The organism is Paenibacillus sp. FSL R5-0810 (assembly GCF_038002285.1).
Classification (GTDB): domain Bacteria; phylum Bacillota; class Bacilli; order Paenibacillales; family Paenibacillaceae; genus Paenibacillus_AQ; species Paenibacillus_AQ lactis.
Window position 1 is genome coordinate 4501063 of record NZ_JBBOCF010000001.1, and the last position, 20469, is coordinate 4521531.

General features: G+C 55.2%; 18 protein-coding genes. 10 read left to right on the top strand and 8 right to left on the bottom strand.

Annotated features, from left to right (window positions below; translation table 11 throughout):
* Positions 1–21 precede the first annotated feature (21 nt).
* From MKX76_RS20065 to MKX76_RS20075, 3 genes are all read left to right on the top strand, one after another.
* Positions 22–747: an MBL fold metallo-hydrolase gene (locus tag MKX76_RS20065; RefSeq protein WP_341034510.1), complete on the top strand. Its 726-nt coding sequence runs from the start codon at positions 22–24 to the stop codon at positions 745–747.
* Complete coding sequence (locus MKX76_RS20070; RefSeq protein ID WP_341034511.1) at positions 744–1319, top strand: TetR/AcrR family transcriptional regulator; 576 nt, start codon at positions 744–746, stop codon at positions 1317–1319. Before MKX76_RS20065 ends, MKX76_RS20070 begins: the two co-directional genes overlap by 4 nt.
* Positions 1320–1556: 237 nt before the next feature.
* Complete coding sequence (locus MKX76_RS20075; protein ID WP_007130501.1) at positions 1557–2048, top strand: CcdC family protein; 492 nt, start codon at positions 1557–1559, stop codon at positions 2046–2048.
* 117 nt (positions 2049–2165) lie between these two features.
* On the opposite strand, the gene MKX76_RS20080 is transcribed toward MKX76_RS20075, so the two are convergent.
* Positions 2166–3179, bottom strand: coding sequence for an NADP-dependent oxidoreductase (locus MKX76_RS20080; RefSeq protein WP_007130502.1), 1014 nt, complete (start codon positions 3177–3179; stop codon positions 2166–2168).
* Positions 3180–3329: 150 nt separating this feature from the next.
* Positions 3330–3590 carry a metal-sensitive transcriptional regulator gene (locus tag MKX76_RS20085; protein ID WP_007130503.1) on the bottom strand — a complete coding sequence of 87 codons (261 nt, stop codon included), beginning with the start codon at positions 3588–3590 and terminating at the stop codon, positions 3330–3332.
* Between the two features lie 431 nt (positions 3591–4021).
* Between MKX76_RS20085 and MKX76_RS20090 the strand changes: the two genes are divergently transcribed.
* From MKX76_RS20090 to MKX76_RS20115, 6 genes are all read left to right on the top strand, one after another.
* A complete protein-coding gene (locus tag MKX76_RS20090) occupies positions 4022–5770 on the top strand; it encodes an alpha-glycosidase (protein ID WP_341034513.1) in 1749 nt (582 codons plus the stop codon).
* 212 nt (positions 5771–5982) lie between these two features.
* Positions 5983–6738, top strand: a complete 756-nt coding sequence (locus MKX76_RS20095; RefSeq protein WP_341034515.1) for an alpha/beta fold hydrolase — start codon at positions 5983–5985, stop codon at positions 6736–6738.
* A 7-nt stretch (positions 6739–6745) separates the two neighbouring features.
* Positions 6746–7342, top strand: coding sequence for a TetR/AcrR family transcriptional regulator (locus MKX76_RS20100; protein WP_341034517.1), 597 nt, complete (start codon positions 6746–6748; stop codon positions 7340–7342).
* A gap of 603 nt (positions 7343–7945) precedes the next feature.
* Entirely contained in the window at positions 7946–8878 is a 933-nt protein-coding gene (locus MKX76_RS20105; RefSeq protein ID WP_341034519.1) for an AraC family transcriptional regulator, read from the top strand.
* Positions 8879–9049: 171 nt separating this feature from the next.
* Positions 9050–10132, top strand: coding sequence for a Gfo/Idh/MocA family protein (locus MKX76_RS20110; protein ID WP_028404750.1), 1083 nt, complete (start codon positions 9050–9052; stop codon positions 10130–10132).
* Positions 10133–10165: 33 nt separating this feature from the next.
* The gene (locus MKX76_RS20115; RefSeq protein WP_210094218.1) at positions 10166–11023 is read left to right on the top strand and encodes a Gfo/Idh/MocA family oxidoreductase; all 858 of its coding nucleotides are present in this window, start codon (positions 10166–10168) and stop codon (positions 11021–11023) included.
* Positions 11024–11175: 152 nt separating this feature from the next.
* Here MKX76_RS20115 and MKX76_RS20120 read toward each other — a convergent pair whose 3' ends face one another.
* The 6 genes from MKX76_RS20120 to MKX76_RS20145 form a co-directional block, all read right to left on the bottom strand.
* Positions 11176–11910, bottom strand: coding sequence for an ABC transporter permease (locus MKX76_RS20120; RefSeq protein ID WP_007130510.1), 735 nt, complete (start codon positions 11908–11910; stop codon positions 11176–11178).
* Position 11911: 1 nt separating this feature from the next.
* Positions 11912–12628 (bottom strand): ABC transporter permease, encoded by a 717-nt coding sequence (locus MKX76_RS20125; RefSeq protein WP_007130511.1) that lies wholly within the window; start codon positions 12626–12628, stop codon positions 11912–11914.
* Entirely contained in the window at positions 12625–13545 is a 921-nt protein-coding gene (locus MKX76_RS20130) for an ABC transporter ATP-binding protein (protein ID WP_285852511.1), read from the bottom strand. The genes MKX76_RS20125 and MKX76_RS20130 overlap by 4 nt, the downstream gene beginning before the upstream one ends.
* A gap of 1140 nt (positions 13546–14685) precedes the next feature.
* Positions 14686–16161 carry a sensor histidine kinase gene (locus MKX76_RS20135; protein WP_210094219.1) on the bottom strand — a complete coding sequence of 492 codons (1476 nt, stop codon included), beginning with the start codon at positions 16159–16161 and terminating at the stop codon, positions 14686–14688.
* The gene (locus MKX76_RS20140; RefSeq protein ID WP_341034520.1) at positions 16158–16832 is read right to left on the bottom strand and encodes a response regulator transcription factor; all 675 of its coding nucleotides are present in this window, start codon (positions 16830–16832) and stop codon (positions 16158–16160) included. Before MKX76_RS20140 ends, MKX76_RS20135 begins: the two co-directional genes overlap by 4 nt.
* 147 nt (positions 16833–16979) lie before the next feature.
* Positions 16980–17924, bottom strand: a complete 945-nt coding sequence (locus MKX76_RS20145; RefSeq protein ID WP_028404745.1) for a helix-turn-helix transcriptional regulator — start codon at positions 17922–17924, stop codon at positions 16980–16982.
* Between the two features lie 173 nt (positions 17925–18097).
* Here MKX76_RS20145 and MKX76_RS20150 point away from each other — a divergent pair, with 173 nt between their 5' ends.
* Positions 18098–20389, top strand: a complete 2292-nt coding sequence (locus MKX76_RS20150) for an excinuclease ABC subunit UvrA (protein ID WP_341035066.1) — start codon at positions 18098–18100, stop codon at positions 20387–20389.
* The last annotated feature ends 80 nt before the right edge of the window (positions 20390–20469 follow it).

A 20469-nucleotide genomic window follows, 5' to 3' on the forward strand; every position in this document is an offset into this window, starting at 1 on the left:
AGCGAGAGGGGATTGATTTCCATGTTAACCCGCACGATCGAACAGGTTACCCAAGTTTCGTTTTTGCCCCGCCTATTTCCCGTTAATGTCTATCTCGTTGAAGAAAATGACGGCTTGACGCTGATTGATGCCGGCATGCCGTTTTCCGAGAAAGGCATCCTCGAAGCCGCAGCGGCTATCGGAAAGCCGATTACGCGCATCCTGTTAACCCATGCCCACGATGACCATATCGGCGCCCTCGACGGGTTGACGAAGGCGCTGCCTCAGGCCGCCGTCTATATCTCCAGGCGGGATGCGCAGCTGCTCGCAGGCAATCGGGATCTGCTCCCGGGCGAGCCACAGACCGCGATCCGCGGCGGCGTGCCTAAGCCTAAAGCGGTAAAGGCGGTGCCGGATGTGCTGCTTGAGGACGGCGACAGCGTCGGCTCGCTTAAAGCGCTCGCGTCCCCGGGCCACACGCCGGGACATATGGCGTTTCTGGACCAGCGCAGCGGCATTCTGATCGCCGGCGACGCCTGGCAGACCCGCGGCGGGCTGGCAGTCTCCGGCGTGCTCCGCCCGTGGTTCCCTTTCCCGGCAATGGCAACCTGGAGCAAGGAGCTGGCTCTGTCGACCGCGATTGCCCATGCAGCGCTTCAGCCTGCCGTTCTGGCCGTCGGGCATGGTCCAATGCTTGTGAAGCCGGAGGCGCGCATGCAGCGTGCAATTGAAGAGGCGCAAAGACGCATCGGGAGGGCTGCGCAATGAGTCCAAGACCCGGCATTGATCGCCACCAGCTCCTGCAGGCCGCGGCGGAGCTCGCCGACCAGGGCGGCTTCCATTCCGTTACACTGGCCGCGCTGGCCGGGCGGTTAGGCGTCAGATCGCCGTCGCTGTATAATCATGTCGACGGGCTTCCCGGCCTGCATGCCGCTTTAACGCAGTACGGCCTCCAGATTCTGCATGACCGGCTGCTGAAGGCTGTCGCCGGCCGTTCCGGCGAGGAGGCTCTTCGGCACGCATGCATCGCCTATGTCGAGTTCGCCAGAACGCACCCCGGCCTATATGAGGCCGCTCTTCAGCCGATCCAGCCGGATCAGGCCGACACGAAGCAGATCGGCGATGAGATTGTCAGGCTGCTGCTGCAGGTGCTCGCTCCTTACGGACTCGAAGAAGCTGGGGCGCTGCACGCAGTGCGAACGCTCCGAAGCCTGTGCCACGGCTTTTCCTCCCTGGAACGCGGCGGCCAGTTCGCCATGAATCTGTCCCTGGACGATAGCCTCGCGTACATGATCGAGATATTCATCCAGGGGCTGAACGCTCAGCGCAGACAGCATTAACCCTCGATCAAGCTCTTGCCGGGTGCCTCTTTCAGGCGCCAGGCGGCGCGGTAAATGATGGCTGCTGCCCGATGTCTCGCGAACCGGCGTATGGACAACGACAACTAAGCTTGCGACAGCTTCTTTCGCCGAAAAACAGCTTCTCTCGCCCCTGATTTTGCCTGTCATGAGAATATGCTATAATCAAGGAACAGAATATAGCCATCTCATCTTACTTAGGGAAAGAGGTTCTGAATTGTGGTTGATTTCAATTCCCCAATTCTTCAAATAGGCTCCACGGTCGCGATGCTCGTCATGGCCTTGACGGTGATATTCATTCGGATGAAGGCCAGCCACCGGCCGGTAACCGTTAGGAAGATCATTATTCCGCCGCTCGCGATGAGCACAGGATTTTTGATGTTCGTGGAGAAGCAGGTGCGAATCCCGATCTGGTGGGGGATCATCGCATTTCTTGTCGGCTGGTTTATCTTCTCCTATCCGCTCATTCGAAGCACCCGGTTCGAGAAGGTGGACGGGCAGATCTTCATGCAGAAGTCACGCAGCTTTGTCTACATCCTGCTTGGCCTGCTGGCCTTCCGGCTCCTGCTGCACGGGTACATTGAGCAGCATATTTCCATTCCGCAGACGGCGGCGCTGTTCTTCCTGCTCGCATACGGAATGATCGTACACTGGCGCATCTCCATGTACCGCCAGTATCAGCAAATCACAGGCCCCGAAGCGGCCATGTGAGCCAGGGCGTGTCACGAAAAAAAGAGTGCCGATCGCACGGTGCAAGGGCTCCTTTGAGCCAAGCCTTTGTGCGGCCGCCACTCTTTTTCTATTTGCAAGATGCTCGATTTCAATGGGTCAATTCTGCTCCTCGCTTACCTTCACCAGCTGTTTTCCGAGATTCTCCCCGCTGAACAGCCCCAGGAACGCCTCCGGCGTATTCTCGAAGCCTTCGATGATATTCTCGGCATACTTAATCTTTCCGTCCCGCAGCCACTCGGCCAGTTCGTGAAGCGCTTCATTGTACCGGCTCTGATAATCGCCGACGAGAAATCCCTTCATCAAGGCCGTATTGGTCAGCAGCAGGCTTTGAATCCGCGGACCCGTATCCGGCTTCTCCAGATTGTACAGCGCAATTTGTCCGCAAATCGGAATGCGCGCATTTTTGTTAATCAGACGCAGCACCGCATCGGAGACTTCCCCGCCGACGTTATCGAAGTAAATGTCCACGCCGTCGGGACAAGCCTCCCGAAGCTCGTCCTCAAACGTCTCCGAGCGATAATTCAGAGCCGCGTCAAAACCCAGCTCCTCCGTTAAATACCTTATCTTCTCATCCGATCCGGCAATGCCGATCACCCGGGTTCCCTTAATCTTGGCGATCTGTCCAACGATCATGCCGACGGCCCCGGCGGCCCCGGATATAACGACGGTCTCGCCAGCCTGGGGCTGGCCGATGTCGAGGAGCCCGAAGTACGCCGTCAAGCCGGTCATCCCGAGCACGCCCAGTGCGGTCGATACGGGAGCCAGCTCCGGATTGATCTTGCGCAGCGTGGATGAGCTCACAACCGCGTACCGCCGCCAGCCCCAATTGCCTGCAACGAAATCGCCTTCCCGAAATCCCGGGTGCGTGGATTCCATGACCTGGCCGACCGCGCCGCCCTGAATGACCTCGCCCACCTCATAAGGCTTGACGTAGCTTTTCGCTTCGCTCATTCTTCCCCGCATATACGGGTCAACCGAAAGATACACCGTCCGCACCAGCACTTCGCCGGCCTGCGGAACGGGCATGGGCTGTTCCTCGAACGCAAAATCCGCCTGATTCGGCATCCCTTGCGGACGCTTGGCCAGAATAATTTGCTCATTGACAGACATATGAGTACCCTCCTTTAAGAAGTCATTACATTTATTTACCCATTTTGTCCGATCCTGATCCATTTCATGAACCACTCGCAGCAAATTAACATTTAAGACGCAGCGCACCCGTGCTTCTCCCCTTCTCGCCGCTTGGGATTGCCGGGAGGCCTACCTGCTCTTGACGAGGAGGTTCACCGCTTCTTGCACGAGCTTCTCGGTATTCTCGCCGTCCAACTCGGCCTTGCGCACGCAATCCACCAGATTGGCGCTGACCACGACACCGATCGTGCGGTCGATCGCCGTTCGGGCAGCCGTTAATTGCGTAATGACCTCCCGGCAATCCTTCGCCTCCTCCATCATTTTCAATATCCCCCGAAGCTGTCCCTCAATCCGCTTAACGCGGTTCTTCACCTGATCATCGTAATGCATTCTTTGTCATCCCCTTTAACGTTTATCCGTCCAGGCTTGTCCCTCTTCTTCTAATTATAGCATCATTCATGCCCCTGAAACCCGCAATCATACCCGTACTGGCACAGGCACGGTACTATGATTGGCTGCTGAATCTTGATTGTTCCCGGCTTAGGGCTTGTATCGTCGCAGACCGCATGGTATATTTTTAGCAGAGTCATCAAATTCATAATTTAAAGGCAATGTTATCTTACTTGAGGTTTTGCACAAATCCATAGTTCAATCATCAATATAGAGATCGAAACGGTTTAATTCGTCTGTATATTGTGGCCCTGAAGCGGCTGGAATCGGATTTTGCAAAATCCCCTACTTACAAAAGGTACAACCTCGGCTATTTTTTAGTCCTGGGTGTGCCTTTTTTTAATTTTATCAATCAAGGGAGGAATTTATCGATGTTCTTGGAAGCCATTTATCATCGCCCGCGCAAAAACTGGTCTTATGCCTACGACGGAACGACCGTCCACCTCAGAATCCGTACGAAAAAGGATGATCTCACCGAAGTCTACGCGCTTGCCGGCGATAAATACATGTGGGATCAGACGATGGAATACATTCCGATGACCAAGCTGGCCACGGATGAGCTGTTCGACTATTGGGAGTGCGAGGCTACGCCGCCATACCGCCGCCTGAAATACGGCTTCCTGCTCCAGAAGGGGCAGGAGAAGCGCTGGATGACGGAATATGACTTCCTGACGGAGCCGCCGGCTAATCCGGATCGCCTGTTCGAGTACCCGTTCATTAACCCGGATGACGTATTCCAGCCGCCGGCTTGGGTGAAGGACGCCGTATTCTATCAGATTTTCCCTGAGCGTTTCGCAAACGGCGACCCGGGCAACGATCCGGAAGGCGCACTGCCATGGGGAAGCGCAGAGCCGACGCCGAACAACTTCTTCGGCGGTGACCTCCAAGGGGTGATCGATCATTTGGATCATCTGAGCGAGCTTGGCGTCAACGCGATCTATTTCACGCCGCTGTTTAAGGCAACGACCAACCATAAATACGATACGGAAGACTATTTGGAAATCGACCCTCAGTTCGGGGATAAAGATACGCTGAAGAAGCTGGTGGACCTGTGCCACGCGCGGGGGATCCGCGTCCTGCTCGATGCGGTCTTCAACCATTCCGGCAGAACGTTCGCGCCATTCGTGGACGTGCAGAAGAACGGTGAAAAATCGAAATACAAGGACTGGTTCTATATCCGTTCCCTGCCGCTTGAAGTGGTGGACGGCATCCCGACATACGATACCTTCGCCTTCGAACCGCTCATGCCGAAGCTGAACACGGAGAATCCGGAGGTGCGGGCTTACCTCCTGAAGGCTGCCGAATACTGGATCAAAGAGACAGGCATCGACGGCTGGCGCCTGGACGTCGCCAACGAGGTCGGACACAGCTTCTGGCGCGAATTCCGTCAGGTCGTGAAAAAAGCCAATCCTGACGCCTACATCCTGGGTGAAGTATGGCACGAGTCCTCCATCTGGCTCGAAGGGGACCAGTTCGACGCCGTCATGAACTATCCGTTCACGAATGCGGTGCTGGACTTCTTCATTAACCGCACCGCGGATGCGGAGAAGTTCTCCTTCATGCTGGGCAAGCAGCTTGCGGGCTACCCGAGACAGGCAAGCGAAGTGATGTTCAATCTGCTGGACAGCCACGATACCGCGAGACTGTTGACGCAGGCCGGCGGCGACAAGCGCCTGATGAAGCTTGCGGCCATGTTCCAGTTCACTTATTTCGGCACCCCTTGCATTTACTATGGCGACGAAATCGGCATGGACGGCGGACACGATCCGGGCTGCCGCAAATGCATGGAGTGGGATGAGACCAAGCACGACAAGGATCTGTTCACGTTCTACCAGACCCTCATCAAGCTGCGTAAATCCCATCCGGCGCTGCGCACAGGCTCCTTCAAGTTCCTGCAGGCGGAGAAGAACGGCGGCAAGCTTGCCTACCTGCGCGAGGACGACAACGAAACGATTATCGTGGCGGTCAACAACGATAGAGCCGGCAATACCATTTCCTTGCCTGTGCAGCACCAGCAATGGACCAACCTGTGGAACGGTCAATCGCTCAGCGCGAAGCAAGGCCAGCTGACCGTGAAGCTGCCTGCATACGGGTTTGCGATTTTGAAGGCCCTGCAATAATTCATATTCTACAATAAGAGCAGCTCCCTTCGAGCGCCGTGCTTACGACTCGGGGGGAGCTTTTTGAATGCCGGCGCGCGTGGTTTCGGTGTCAATCTTTCGTTGATAGGTGATCGTATTCCTCCGTTTTTTTATTGACTAACCGGTCAACCAATAATAAAATAAACGCATCGGCCGATCCATATTTCGGAAAATGAATGGAGGGTGTTCACATGGATTTGTATTACGAGATTCACGGCAAAGGGAAGCCGATCTTGATGATTCACAGCGGCGGCGCCGATTTGCGGGACTGGAGCCTCATCACGCCGCTGCTCCAAGATCGCTTTCAAGTGATTGCGATGGACGGTAGAGGAATCGGCAACTCCCCTTCTCCTGTCGGGCAGCCCAACTATATTCTTGATGTACTGTCCCTGCTCGACCACCTCAACCTTCCGCAGGCTGCCATCGTCGGCCACTCCATGGGCGGCCAGATTGCCACCGAATTCGCGATCCATTATCCTGAAAGAGTATCGGAGTTAGTCCTGATCGCACCTGCCTTATCCGGCTATCCGTATTCCGATGAATTCCAGGACTATATGAAACACGTGGGCGAAGCCGCTCCGGACGTAGAGCTGATGATTGAGCGTTCGATCGGCGCCCCGTCCTATGAGGTGGCCAGGAACAGCCTCCAGCGGGAGCTCATGGTTGACATGCTGCGCCGCCATTTCATGCGTACCTTTACGTGGCCTGCCGCCGCCTTTGCGCCGATCTGGCCGGCGCCGCCTGCCTACGAGCGGCTCGAAGAGATTCAGACCAGAACGCTATTCATCATCGGAGACCAGGAACTTCCTGATAACCTGCTGGTCGCCGAAAGCTTTCAGAGAGTTCCGGACATCCGATTCGTCAGGATAACAGGGGCCGATCATATGGTTACGCTGACTCATCCTGAAGCTGTATCTCAGCATATTACCGATTTTGTGGAGGACTGAAGGATTCATGCCGCGGACACCTAGCGAGAACGAACGCATTCGACAGATGGCGAAAGCCAACATTTTGGAGGCCGCGATGGACTTGTTTATCCGCCAAGGCTACCACGCCACCTCCATCAGCGATGTAGCCCGCCATGCCGGGATATCCAAAGGCCTGATGTATAATTACTTTCAAGGCAAGGAGGAGCTGCTCGCCACGATGGTAACGGAACGCATCGAGGCCATCGCGCAGGTCATGCAGGATGCAGCTGCGCTCACCGAACCTATTGAGCAGCTGAAGTTCATTATCGGGCACGCGATCGACAGCGTTTATCAAAAGCCGGAGGAACACCGGTTCTATCTCCATCTCCAGACTCAGCCCGAAGCTGATCAGGAGCTGATCAAGTACAGCAGGCTCCTCGTAGAGGAAGCGGCGCGGCAGTTCGAGCTCCAGTGCAGGATATTCGAGCGGCTCGGCGTCGCCGAACCGCGCAAGCGCTCGCTTTATTTTTCCTCTACGCTCCAAGGCATCATGCTTATGATCTCCACCTATCCCCAGCAATTTCCGATCGAGGAGATCAAGGCGCAGATGCTGGACGAATTCCGCCGCCAGCAGCCCTATTGACGCCATATCGCCCTATGCTGAAATGCAGCGGGCATGCTTCATCCATTGAAATGCCTGTGTTGTTTTCATGCTTTTGTGGTATACTTTGGTTAAAGATGCGTAAACTTAAAAAGCCGCGATGCTGGACACATCGCGACTTCTAACAAAGGCCGGTGGGCGACCACGGCGAGGATTTCACAATTCAATGAAAAGCCACCGGATAGCTAGGCGCCAACCTATTCCCGGTGGTTTTTCTTGTTTGGCCGCGATCGTTTCCGGGAGGCATTAACTAAAGCGTTCAGGCCAGTAATAATGCCAACCAGCTTTAGCATTCCGTCAAGGAGCTTGAGCGTCAATTCAAGAAGGGACACGGCGTCACCCCCTCTCGGGTTAGCTTCGCCGCGTCACTCCCACCGGTTACTTTGTCTCTTCAATTATACCATAATTCCCCTGGTAGAACTTTTATTTCCGTCGCTTGAACGCATAGGACAGTTTGTCGCTCATATCTTACCTGATTGATACTATATTTCCCTCTTCCTTCATGCCATGAATGCGTTATGCTATGAATAGTATATATGATGAACTATCAAATTCAGCGAAGAATTCATTCAGGAGGACATCGAGATGGCCATTCACTGGATCAAGCCCGATATTGCCGAATGCACCCGCCGGGGCGTCGCCTTTTTCACGTCGGAGCTGGAGATGATCAGCGGCCTGCCGTGCAAAATATACCGGATTACCGAGGAATTCGGCAGCCTGTCGGACCATATGCACGACTACTTCCAAATCTGGTACATCAGCCGGGGAGAGTTCGACCACACCTTGTTCGGCCAAAAATACCGGATGACCCAAGGCAGCATATTCGTCCTGCCTCCCTACAGCGTGCACAGGGTCGAAATGCTTCCAGGAAAAGAGCTTGAAGTGCTCGGCTGCGAGTTTATGCCCGAGTTCGTTAACGAGCATCTGCGTGCGCACATGGGAGATTCCAGCGGGTTCGACCAGGCTTTCATTGAGTCGTTCACGGTCCCTGAAGATAAGATTCCTCTCAAAATCCTGCTCTCCAGCAGCAGTGATCTTGCCGTCAGGGAGCTGCTGACCGAGATGCTAGCCGAATACGGCCGCCGAGGCCCCTGCTTCGAGCTGCTGCTTAAAGCGAATCTGCTCAAGCTGCTTGGCATCCTGAGCCGGGAGCAGACTGAGAACGGGGCCGCCGGAGTGGCGGGCTCGACCAACCAGTATCGCGAGCCTATTATGAAATCCATCGAGTTTATCCATAACCATTACGACAAGCCCCTCAGCCTGCAGGAGCTGTGCGCCGTCACGATGATGTCCCGGACGAACTTCTGCCGGCATTTCAAAGAGGTGACCGGCCGCACCTTCAGCCAGTATGTGGCGAACTACCGGATCCGCATGGCGATGAAGCTGCTCGCGCAGCCCGAGCTGAGCGTGACGGAGGTTTGTTTTAAGGTGGGATTTAACGAACTGCCCTACTTTTGCCGCATCTTCAAGAAATATACCGGCACAACTCCGGCTTACTATAAGAAGAACGCCTATTAGATCGCGAACCTTGTTTTTTTAACCCTGAACGATAATCCAATAAATAAACACAATAGTGAAATCCGAATGCATGCAGCCCATGGTATACTCTGTGCAAGAAACTAATGAAAGTTCAATTCGGCGTCACCATTACGCAGGCTTTAACAAATCCACGATTTTGGAGGAGAACCGATGAACAAAATTACAATTGCCGTCATTGGCTGCGGCACGATTGCCAACAGCGCTCATATTCCCGCCTACATAGCCAACGAAGATGCTGAAATCAAATACTTCTGTGACATTGCCTTGGACCGGGCGGAGGCTGCCGTTTCCAAATATGAATGCGGCCAAGCTGTTTCGGATTACCGGCAAGTGCTGAACGATCCGGAGGTTGATGCTGTTTCAATCTGCACGCCGAACGATGTTCATGCCTCGATCGCTATCGACTGCCTGCGGGCAGGCAAGCACGTATTATGCGAAAAGCCTGCAGCACGTACCTATGCCGAAGCACTCGAGATGCAGAAGGTTCAGCACGAGACCGGCAAGACGCTCAATATCGGGGTCGTGAACCGTTATAATGAAAGCGTTAACCGTATCAAGAACATGATTCAAAACGGCGAGCTCGGCGAGCTGTACCATGTCTATGCCAGCTTCCGTGCCCACCGCTCCATTCCGGGTCTCGGCGGCGCATTTACGACGAAGGCGATCGCCGGCGGCGGCGCGCTGATCGACTGGGGCGTTCATTTCCTGGATGTCGTCATGTACTGTACCGGCGATCCGAAACCGCAAACCGTTTCCGGCCAGGCTTACTGCAAGCTCGGTAAGGATATGGAGGACTACACCTTCCTCAAGATGTGGGCAGGCCCGCCGAAATACGATGGCACATATGACGTCGACGATTTCGTTACGGCCCTCATTCGGACGGAAGGTCCTACGATCTCCTTAAACGGAGCGTGGGCGCAAAATATCGGAGCCGAAGAAATGTTCATCGACTTCCTGGGTGACAAAGGCGGCATCCGTCTGAAATACGGGGCCGAGTTCACCTTCTATACCGCGAAAGATGGCGCGCTGCTTGAAACGACGCCGAAATTCAATATCGGCAACATGTTCCAGAACGAGATCGATGGCTTTATCCGCTCCATCCAGACCGGGGAGAAGCAGCCATCGCATATCGATACGGTCATTCTGTCCTCTCAGATCATCCAGGCGATCTATGATTCGTCCGACAAGGGAGCAGAGGTATCGCTTCAGCCCGTAGCCCAGAGCAGCAACTAACCCAGTTCGAAACGTCAGGGAGGCATAGGTTTTATGAAAAAAATCGGATTTGTCGATCTGCATCTCGACCAGTTCCATGCGAATAAATATCCCGGTTGGATTGAGCAGGCAAGCAACGGAACCATGAAAGTCGTCTGCGCCTACGGCAAACAGGACAAAGAAGGCGGCCTCACCAATGAAGCTTGGTGCAAGGAGAACGGGATCGAGCAGGTGCATTCCATCGAGGAGGTCGTTGAACGAAGCGACTATCTGATCGTTCTGTCCCCGGACCATCCCGAGTACCATGAGGAGCTGTCGCAGCTGCCGCTGGCTTCCGGGAAGCCTACGTATATCGACAAAACGTTTGCGCCTGATCGCGAGACGGCCATCCGTCTGTTCGAGCTGGCCGCGAAGCATGGAACGCCGATGTACTCGACCTCGGCGCTTCGCTTCGCCAGCGAGTATGCCGAGCTTGAACCCGCAGGGATTCAAACGATCAGCAGCTGGGGACCCGGTGCTTTCTCGAATTATTCCATCCATCAGATCGAGCCGATCGTCCAGCTGATGGGCTCGAATCCGAAACGCGTCATGTTCACCGGAACCGAGGCGTCTCCCGCCCTGCTGATCGACTTCGGCGAAGGACGCCAGGCTGCAGTGAACCACCTCGGGGACAATTGCCCATTTACGCTAGGTGTTCGTTACGACTCCGGCAGCTTCAAGCAGGCAACGGCGAACTCCAACTTCTTCGGGGCGTTCATCGAAAATCTGGTGCACTTCTTCGAGACAGGCAAGCCTGCGGTCGATCCCGCCGAGACGATTGCCGTCATTACGATCATCGAGTACGGGCTGAAGGCATCCACAACGCCGTATGTTTGGGTAGAGCTGCCGGTATTCGCGAACAACTTGCAGTAAAGCTTAACAGAATTTTGCATAGTTCATAGGGTTCATTTCCATCATGGAAAAACAAGAGCTGTTCTTAGGACGCGTCCTCAAGAACAGCTCTTTTCATGTCGAGCAAGATTCCGTTTTGCGCAATTTCGGTCGGTTGGAGAGTCCTCCACGAGCTATATTTCCTTCCGCTGAAAATAGATAAGACCCGCGATAAAGAACAGCAGGAACCCGCCGACCACCACCATCATCAGGCTTTCGAACGGCAGATTGAACGCTCCGAAGCCGGCCTGTCCCTGGGGCATCATGGCCAAAAACGGCTGAGCCCATGGATAATACGGCGCATAGGTTTCCGAATTCGCCACGAGCATATTCGGAATCGTAAACACCACGTTCAGTGCCAGCGGAGCGGCAAAGCTGCTCCAAGCCGTGGACACGCCAAGCTGTAAGGCTGCGAGCGGCAGGCAGGCCACCCAGCCGCCAAGCAGGCTGCGTCCCATCATGTCCCACGGAATCGAAGCGTCGATCCCCTTGATCATCCCTGCTCCCAGCACCGCTGCGAGGAACAGTGCCTGCACGACTGCGAGCAGCAGGCTGACTACGGTAAACTTCGCAAAATAAACCGCGCTGCGCGAGACAGGCAGCACCAGCAGCTGCTTCCAGCCTCCGCCCGAATGCTCATACCGGCACACCATTGCGCTGAAAATCCCCGTCATGATGGGCAGAAAGAGCATCGCATGCAGGATGCTCATGATGCCGACCAGCGCTTCCCAAGGCGCGATCGGATTCGATGAGCCTTCCACAATGCCAAGCAGCATAACCAGGGCCGCGCACATAAGAATCTGCACCCATAGTCTTGACTTCGATAATTTTAGCCACTCGCAGGACACCGCTCTTGTATAGGCCGTCATCTCAATCCACATCCTTCCGGTTAAAATGAATCAGCCCGGCGCAAGCAATGACAACGCCCAGCAGCAGGCCCGCACCGATTACTTTCGCTTCGCCCGGCCCCATATACGCTAGCAGCGGCCACTTGAGCGGCATCCAATTCGGAAATTGGAAGGCGAACATGGACACGACCGATGCCGTAATGCCGATGCTTACCGGCAAGCCCTGATTCTTCAGCGTCAGCGACAGCCACAGCTGGAGCGCAAGCATCGGTAGTGCGGCGAACAACTGGACAAAGCCGATCCGCAGCAGATCCAGATACGGCATCTGCTCGACGCCCATCCCCAGCAGCAGCCCCAAGCCAGCCGTACCTAATGTCAGCAAAATGCAGGACACGCACAGAATCAGGAACGCCTGCACGAATTTCGCGCTGAACACGGCCGTTCGTGAAATCGGCAATGCCAGCAGCTGCTTCCAGGAGCTGAGCTGGTGCTCGACGTTTGCCATGAGGGAGCAGACCAGCGTGATGCCAAGGAACAGCGCGATCGGCACGAAGAACAGTACGTTCTCCAGCAAGCCGCCCCACGGATCATCCGCATAGGACTTCATCAAGTAGTCATACCGCAGTCCGAAGTTTAGGCCCTGCATCGCCACCAGCCCGATCGGTCCCAGCGCGGCGAGAAACCAAATGCCTTTGCCCCGGATTTTCAGCCAATCGGCTGACAGTGCTCGGACCATCATGGGCGGCTCCCCTCCCCTACGATTTGCATGAAGATATCCTCCAGCGACTTCCGCTTCTCCTCGACCCGATATACCGCATGCCGATTCTCGACCAGCCGCTTGACGAGCAGCGCCACCTTGGCATCCTGCATTGATTCCAGCTCGAGCACATGGTTTCTGAGCGTGCCTTCGCAGCCAAGATCCAGCGCGAGCTGCAGAGCGTCCTCCGGCTCCGACACCGCCAGGCGGAAGCCGCTGGAAGCCGTCTGGATCAGGTTATCGATCGAATCCTGGAATACCATTCGGCCTTCACGGATGATGCCAACCTTGTCGGCCATCTGCTCGACCTCGCCCAACAGATGACTGGAGACCAGAACGGTGATGCCGTATTGGCGCGGCATGTTTTTGATCAGCTCCCGGATTTCATGAATCCCGGACGGGTCCAATCCGTTGGTCGGTTCATCAAGAATCAGCAGCTCCGGATTGTTCAGCAGGGCAGCCGCAATCCCGAGTCGCTGCTTCATGCCGAGGGAATATCCCTTCACCGGGCGCTTCGCCTCTTTCGTCAGAGAGACGATCTCCAGCACTTCCGCAATGCGGGATTTCGGGCTGCCGGTGATCCGGCGGATGGCCTCCAAATTTTCCACCGCCGTCAAATGTCCATAATACGACGGATATTCTACAAGCGAGCCGGTACGGCGCAAGATGTCCATTTTCTCGCTCTTCAAATCCTTGCCGAATAGATGAATGGCTCCGCGCGTCGGCTGGATCAGCCCGAGCAGCATCCGGATCGTCGTTGTCTTTCCGGCCCCGTTCGGCCCGAGAAAGCCGTAAATGTCACCGCGCGCGATCTCCAGATTCAAGTCCTCGACTGCCGCGCGTTTTTTGTATGTTTTATAAAGTCCCTTTGTTTGAATGACGAGTTCCGTCACGTTCATCACCTCGTAAACCATCGTACTTGGCCAAGGTTAAACGGCGGTCGGGGCAAGTTTAAATTTTCTTTAAAAAAGCGAATCAGGGTAGAGCGCGCTCCACTCCACGTGTTGCAAATCATTAACCAGTTACTTCGTGCAACTAAGGCCGCTTCGGTGGCGGATCGTTCTTCCGATCGCTGTTAAATCCGGGAAACCGGAATGATCCTAAACGAGGTTGTTTCCCGGATTTAAAGGCGAGCGCTCCCCCTCCGCTGGTGCCTGCGAATATCAAGTTATGCTTTACAATGTTTCTATGAGCCGGCACTCAAACTCTCATACAGTTGCTCGCTCTGCCCTTGATCGCAGTGCCGGGGATGGGTAGGACAACCACCACCGCTTCGAGTGGTGGTCATAAACTCTTCCTGCAACAAGGGCGCTTCGGTGGCGGATCGTCCTTCCGATCGCTGTTAAATCCGGGAAACCGGAATGATCCCAAACAAGGTTGTTTCCCGGATTTAAAGGCGAACGCTACGCTTCTCCAGACCGATATTCCTCCCCTATCGCTGGTGCGGCGGGTATGAGATTATGCAATACAGAGCTTTATTTTCCTATAATTAGTTCGTCGATTGATGATGATCTAAAATTTACTGAAACTTCCAATCCCTCATTACGTATGGTCACTTAGGGCTTAATCACTGAATGCGTGCTAGCTGACGCTGGCCAACAGGATAAGGGCATGTTACAGCCTAAGGTCCGAGCTGTGCTTGTTTCTGGTAGTGGTGCGGCTTCTATAGGCACTGTCGGCTGGCTATCGTCCCCCGTTCATGGATATATGCCCGACAATTCAATTCGAAATGAGGTCATTCGCATGAAAAAGGTAACCTGGCCTGGAAGAACCAAGCTAGACAACTTCTCCAATTACGTGACTTTGATCCTGGATGTGATCTTGTATATCCCACGTTGGATTATGAGATTGTTTTAAATAAAGGGAGGATTAGCCTTCCCCTAGGTAAATGCCGCAGTTAAGGCGGCAAACAGCACAAAAAAAGGACCCGGAAACGTCCGGCTCCTTCATTCGCACCTCAATGATTTGTCTTGTTCACGGCGCTGCGCGTCATCACGATCATCAACTTCCGAGTGAGCTTTACAGGCCGTCGCGGCTTATTACATATCGTCCACTTCAAACCGGACCTGCTTCCCTCCGGGATTAAGCTCCTGCCCTGGGTAAACGCCGCCGCTTCCCGGCTTCCAGATGGTGATTCTCGTTCCTTCGCCGGAGCTCTCAACCTCGCATTTTAACCCCATTTCCTTCGCTAGGAAATCCACGACCGCAAGCCCGATGCCTGCGCCCTTGTTATGGGACTCGCTGCCGAATCCCGGGCCGCGATCCGAGATGATCAGCGCTCCGGTCTCTTCACCGCCTTCGACTTGGCGTTCCTCGGTATAAATGCCGATATACTTACCGGATTGGGCATGGCGCACGACATTTTGAAACAAATTGTCGAGCAGCCGCCGGAACCATAACACATCGACATTCCAGATCAGCGGCTCTTCGCGCAGAGCAATGTCGGGCTCGATGCCTGCTTTTTCCCATACCGGATACCATGCGGCCGCACTCTCTTTGACCAGTCTCAAAACGTCCTTCGCATCAAGGTTTAGCTGCACCTTGCCGCTCGTGAGCAGATTATAGGATAGCAGGTTATCAATTAATCCCCCCAAATCGCCGATTTTGGCCTCGATGAGGGAGAGCGATTCCTTGCCCCTCCCGCTGAGCGGCTCCCGCTCCAAAGAGAAAATATGGCTTCGTATAACCGTCAATGGCGTCCTCAAGTCATGCGACAAGCTCGCAATGAGCGACTTGCGCAGCTCCTCCTCCTCGCGCTGGCGGCGCTGGCCCTCTTCCAGCTGGCTCACCATATCGTTGTAGCCCTCTTCCAGCTGCCCGATCTCATCCAGCTTGGTCAACGTGACCGGCTGCGGGATGCCTGTTGCTTCATTCGGGGATGTCATTGCGTTCCGGAGGCGCAGCAGCCGCTTGCGGATGCGTACGAAGAACAGCCAGGACACCAGGATGAAGAGGCCGGACATGGTCGCCATGAATAAACCGTACAGGGTCGTCTCGCTGGCGATCGGATCCTGTACGCTGATATATTTTCTCGGAATCCGCATCACCATGAAGCCCTCGTCCGCTCCCTCATCCCCGATAAAAGCGACCACCGTGAACGGATCGGCCCCGACGGAATTTTTCATAAATTGTACGGTATGCTGGGCGCTCCATAACGCGGGCATATCCTCCTGTACAGGGAGCTCGATCCGCTTTCGACTATCGCTGTCCACCCACAGCATCTGAACTTCAGGATAAGCCTGCCGCAGCGATTTCAGCCTCTGCTCGATCTCCTCCGGCGATGCGCCTTCTAATTGGGTTGCTTCCTTATGCCACATTTTCTCCAATACGGTCCCGTTCTCATATTTTTTGTCGGGAAGCGGCGGCACGTCCATGAATGTGTTGGCAACGAACCAGTAGAACACGGAGGCGAGCGGGAACAGAATCGGCATGAAAATCATGGCCACCGAAATAAGCAGCAGATACCGATTCGTCAGGGATTTGCGAAACCGCCCCTTCGCTCTCCACCCTTTCATGCTTTCACCCGGTAGCCGAGCCCGCGGACCGTCTCGATAATTTCCGGGGACGCCGGGTCCCGCTCCAGCTTCTCGCGCAGGTAACGGATATGAACCATCAACGTCTTGTCCCCCTCGATATAAGACTCACCCCATACCGATTCATAGATCTGCTCCTTGGTCATGACGCGGCCCTGATGCTGAAGCAGGTACATAAAAATTTGATACTGCTTGCCCGTCAGCAAAATTTCCTCTCGGGTCTCTTCATTGACGATCCGGTTCTCGCCCTCATAAACCGTCAAATGCTTGACCCTCACCGGTTCGGCGGATTGTACGGCAGAACGGCGCAGCAGCACCTCGACCCTTGCCGCAAGCTCGTCCGGGTGGAAAGGCTTGGTCAAGTAATCGTCCGCGAACTCCAGACCCTGGAGTTTGTCGTCGATGGACGTTCTGGCCGACAGCATCAGAATCGGCAATCCGGGGTACGCCTTCTTCAGCCGCTGTCCGACCGTAAACCCGTCGAGCCCGGGGAGCATCACGTCCAAGACGACAACCGCGCATTGGGCAGCTTCTTCCACTGCCTTTTCTCCGCTCTGGAGCCATTTCACCCCATAGCCCTTTTCCTTCAAAAAATCACTCACCCATCCGCCGATATCGCGGTCATCCTCGATATATAAAATGCTTGCGCTCATGGATATCTCCCTTTCCACCACCAAAATGTCGGCAATGCTTCTTCCAGCCGCTAACGCTAAGGTGCGGGTCAGCGATTCGTTCCTCCGGCACCTGTCTTTTGTCATTGTAACATGTAAAAAAGGAAGAGCTACACCTCTGCAGCCCACTCACAACCGTCCCTGATCATAGTGGGCGATGAGCCGCCTTGCCTTATCCCGGATCAAATCCACAATCTCCTGAGGCTCGATGATCTTCGCTTCCGTTCCAAGCCTGAGAAACACATCGGCTATGTATTCAAAATCGCTGCGGTCTACCGTCACGTCGACAACGCCGCGATGCTCTTCAAGCATAACCACCTCATCCTCCAGCCAAGGGATGCTCGCGCATTGCCGGGCCCCTTCTCTTGTGAGCTCCGCATACAGGCGGACCGGCTGCCGGATCGGGTATTCCTGAAGCCATTCCTCCAGCGTCATATCAAGCTCCCACGACCGGTCCGTCGGGGTCCAGGACTCGATCCGGTCAGCCCGAAACAAGCGCGGCTCCTCCGTCTCCCCCTCGGCGGCCAGCATGTACCACAGACCGTCGCGGGCATACACGCCGATCGGCTGAATTTCCCGGTCGCTCGTACGGTTCTTTGAGCGGTACCCGATCCTCACAACGCGCTGGTATAGGGCTGCTTCGATCATTTCTTTCAGATAAGGGGAACCTGCCGTTCGGCGCGGACTCCAAAAGGCCAGCACGGATTCCAAGCGGCTGATCATCGCTTTGGCATCCTCGGGAAACCCCGCCAGCAATTTCCGTGCGGCCGAATCCATGTTCAGCTCAAACGGCAGTGACCGGTAGCGCTTCAAAGACTGGAAGGCAAAGAAGATCGCAAACACCTCATCCTCATCAAACAGCACCGGCGGAAGAACACGGCTGCTGAGCGTACGGTAGCCCCCATGACGTCCTTGCTCGGTATATAAGGGAACGCCCATATCGCTGATTTCGGTCAAATATCGGTGCGCCGTGCGCACCGAAACGCCAAATTCATCGGCGACCTCCTGGGCGGTAAAGCTTCGTTTGGCATTGACGAACAGAATCACATCCATCAACAGCTTGGCTTTGGACACCGCTTGCTCCTCCTTTTCGGTCTTGCCAATAAGTAGACAATTATTGTCATGTTTATAAGATATGCTATTCCCGTAAGCAGGTCAAAGACTGGAACCGGAAAGGAGAATGAATCATGAGCTCAGACATGAACTCGGGCAAAAAATCAGACATGAACTCGAACACGAAATCGAGCATGAGTCCAGGCTTGATTTCGGACAAGAGCAACGCTTCAAATCCGAACAATGTCATTCGCGTTATCGGCGCCAAGAATAAAAATTTGCGCAGCGTCAGTCTCGATATCCCCAAAAAGCGAATTACGGTATTCACCGGCGTATCCGGCTCCGGCAAGTCCGCCCTCGTCTTCGATACGATCGCCGCCGAGTCACAGCGCCAGATGAATGAGACCTATTCCAGCTTTATTCGGCACCGCCTTCCCGGATACGGGGAACCGGATGTCGAATCGATCGAGCATCTATCCGCAGCGATCCTGATCAACCAAAAGCGGATCGGCGGCAACGCAAGGTCCACCGTCGGAACGGCTACGGATATCCATGCTTTGCTGCGGCTGTTGTTTTCACGGATCGGTCAGCCTTTTGTCGGGCACTCGGACGTCTTCTCCTTCAACAATCCGCAGGGCATGTGTCCGCGCTGCGAGGGGCTTGGCAAAGTCAACGTCATCCGGATCGATCGCCTGATCGACAAGGAAAAATCACTGAATGAAGGAGCGATCCGATTCCCGACCTTTCGTCCCGGTGATTTCCGCTGGAAGCGGTATACGGCCACTGGATTATTCGACAATGACCGGAAGCTGAAGGATTATAGTCCGGAAGAGTGGAACCTGCTCCTGTACCAATCCGGGTTCAAGCCGCCAAACCCGACGCCGGAATGGCCGCCGACCTCTTATTATGAAGGCGTCATTCCGCGAATCGAGCGGTCATTTCTAAGCAAGGATTCCCGAGATGCGCAGCTGTACAGGGAAGCGATCAACGATGTAGCCCCCCGCTCGGTGTGCCCTGAATGTCAAGGGGGCAGGCTCAATCAAGAGACGCTGTCCTGCAAAATCAACGGCTATTCCATCGCCGACTGCTCACGGATGCCGGCGGATGAGCTGATTGCATTTTTGCGGAGGATTCGCGAGTCGGAGGCTGCACCGATCGCAAGCGCCTGCATAACCCGGCTGGAACAGCTGAAGCTGGTCGGAATCGGGTACCTGTCCATGGATCGCGAGACCGCAACATTGTCGGGCGGAGAGTCGCAGCGCATCAAAATGGTCCGGCAGCTCGGAAGCAGCTTGACCGATCTCACCTACATTTTCGACGAGCCGAGCACCGGTCTTCACCCTCATGATGTCCATAACATGAACAAGCTGCTGCTCCAGCTTCGCGACAAGGGCAATACGCTCCTGATCGTGGAGCATGATCCGGATGTCATCCGGTTGGCCGATCATATCGTCGACATGGGCCCCGGGTCCGGCGTTGCCGGCGGCACGATCGTTTACGAAGGCGATTACGAAGGACTTCTGGAGTCCGGCACCTTGACCGGCAAGCATCTTCAGCAGCGGGCACGGTTAAAGGAACAGGTGCGGGAACCTTCCGGGTGGCTGACGATTTCGAACGCCGCCTTACACAATCTGCGCGATGTCACGGTTCGCATCCCCACCGGGGTGCTGACGGTTGTCACCGGCGTCGCCGGATCAGGCAAAAGCACGCTGATCAACCACGTGCTCCCTCAGTGCTATCCGGAAACGGTGATCGTCGACCAGGATGCCATCCATGCCTCAAACCGCTCCAACATCGCCACATATACCGGCATCTTCGATCCGATTCGGAAGCTGTATGCCGCTGCTAACCATGTCAGCGCATCCCTGTTCAGCTTTAATGCCAAGGGCGCTTGCCCGGCCTGCAGCGGTGCCGGAACGATCACGACCGATCTCGCCTTCATGGATCAGCTGGTCACCGTCTGCGAAGCATGCCGGGGCCGCCGTTTCCACGATGACGTTCTGCGGTACCGCCTTCGCGGCAAAGACATCAGCGAGGTGCTGGCGATGTCGGTTGACGAGGCGATGTCCTTCTTCCCGGAGAAGGACATCCGCCCCGCTTTGCAGCGCCTGCACGATACCGGCCTCGGTTATATGACGCTGGGCCAGCCGCTCAGCACACTGTCGGGCGGCGAGCGGCAGCGAGTCAAGCTGGCGGCGGAACTGGATAAGCACGGCGAGATCTATGTGCTCGATGAACCATCGACGGGGCTGCATCTGTCCGACTGCGAGAAGCTCGTATCGGTCATCGAGCGGCTGGTGGAGCAAGGCAGCACCGTCATTGTCATCGAGCATAATCTCGATATCATCCGCCAGGCGGATTGGATCATCGATCTTGGCCCCGGCGCGGGCATGGACGGCGGGCAGCTGCTTTTCTCTGGCAAGCCGAGGGAGCTGTTAGAATGCAAAGACTCCTTAACGGCAAGATACCTAGAAGCGTACCGGTAATTGCAAGTCATGAAGGTATCCCGAAATTGCAAGCATAAAAAAAGACCCCCGTGCCCTCATATACGAAGGCTCGGGGGTCT

Bases quoted from the DNA above. Each gene is read 5' to 3' on its own strand.
- MKX76_RS20065 (WP_341034510.1), top strand. From the start codon at position 22: ATGTTAACCCGCACGATCGAACAGGTTACCCAAGTTTCGTTTTTGCCC.
- MKX76_RS20070 (WP_341034511.1), top strand. From the start codon at position 744: ATGAGTCCAAGACCCGGCATTGATCGCCACCAGCTCCTGCAGGCCGCG.
- MKX76_RS20080 (WP_007130502.1), bottom strand. From the start codon at position 3,179: ATGTCTGTCAATGAGCAAATTATTCTGGCCAAGCGTCCGCAAGGGATG.
- MKX76_RS20085 (WP_007130503.1), bottom strand. From the start codon at position 3,590: ATGCATTACGATGATCAGGTGAAGAACCGCGTTAAGCGGATTGAGGGA.
- MKX76_RS20090 (WP_341034513.1), top strand. From the start codon at position 4,022: ATGTTCTTGGAAGCCATTTATCATCGCCCGCGCAAAAACTGGTCTTAT.
- MKX76_RS20095 (WP_341034515.1), top strand. From the start codon at position 5,983: ATGGATTTGTATTACGAGATTCACGGCAAAGGGAAGCCGATCTTGATG.
- MKX76_RS20100 (WP_341034517.1), top strand. From the start codon at position 6,746: ATGCCGCGGACACCTAGCGAGAACGAACGCATTCGACAGATGGCGAAA.
- MKX76_RS20105 (WP_341034519.1), top strand. From the start codon at position 7,946: ATGGCCATTCACTGGATCAAGCCCGATATTGCCGAATGCACCCGCCGG.
- MKX76_RS20110 (WP_028404750.1), top strand. From the start codon at position 9,050: ATGAACAAAATTACAATTGCCGTCATTGGCTGCGGCACGATTGCCAAC.
- MKX76_RS20115 (WP_210094218.1), top strand. From the start codon at position 10,166: ATGAAAAAAATCGGATTTGTCGATCTGCATCTCGACCAGTTCCATGCG.
- MKX76_RS20120 (WP_007130510.1), bottom strand. From the start codon at position 11,910: ATGACGGCCTATACAAGAGCGGTGTCCTGCGAGTGGCTAAAATTATCG.
- MKX76_RS20125 (WP_007130511.1), bottom strand. From the start codon at position 12,628: ATGATGGTCCGAGCACTGTCAGCCGATTGGCTGAAAATCCGGGGCAAA.
- MKX76_RS20130 (WP_285852511.1), bottom strand. From the start codon at position 13,545: ATGAACGTGACGGAACTCGTCATTCAAACAAAGGGACTTTATAAAACA.
- MKX76_RS20135 (WP_210094219.1), bottom strand. From the start codon at position 16,161: ATGAAAGGGTGGAGAGCGAAGGGGCGGTTTCGCAAATCCCTGACGAAT.
- MKX76_RS20140 (WP_341034520.1), bottom strand. From the start codon at position 16,832: ATGAGCGCAAGCATTTTATATATCGAGGATGACCGCGATATCGGCGGA.
- MKX76_RS20150 (WP_341035066.1), top strand. From the start codon at position 18,098: ATGAGTCCAGGCTTGATTTCGGACAAGAGCAACGCTTCAAATCCGAAC.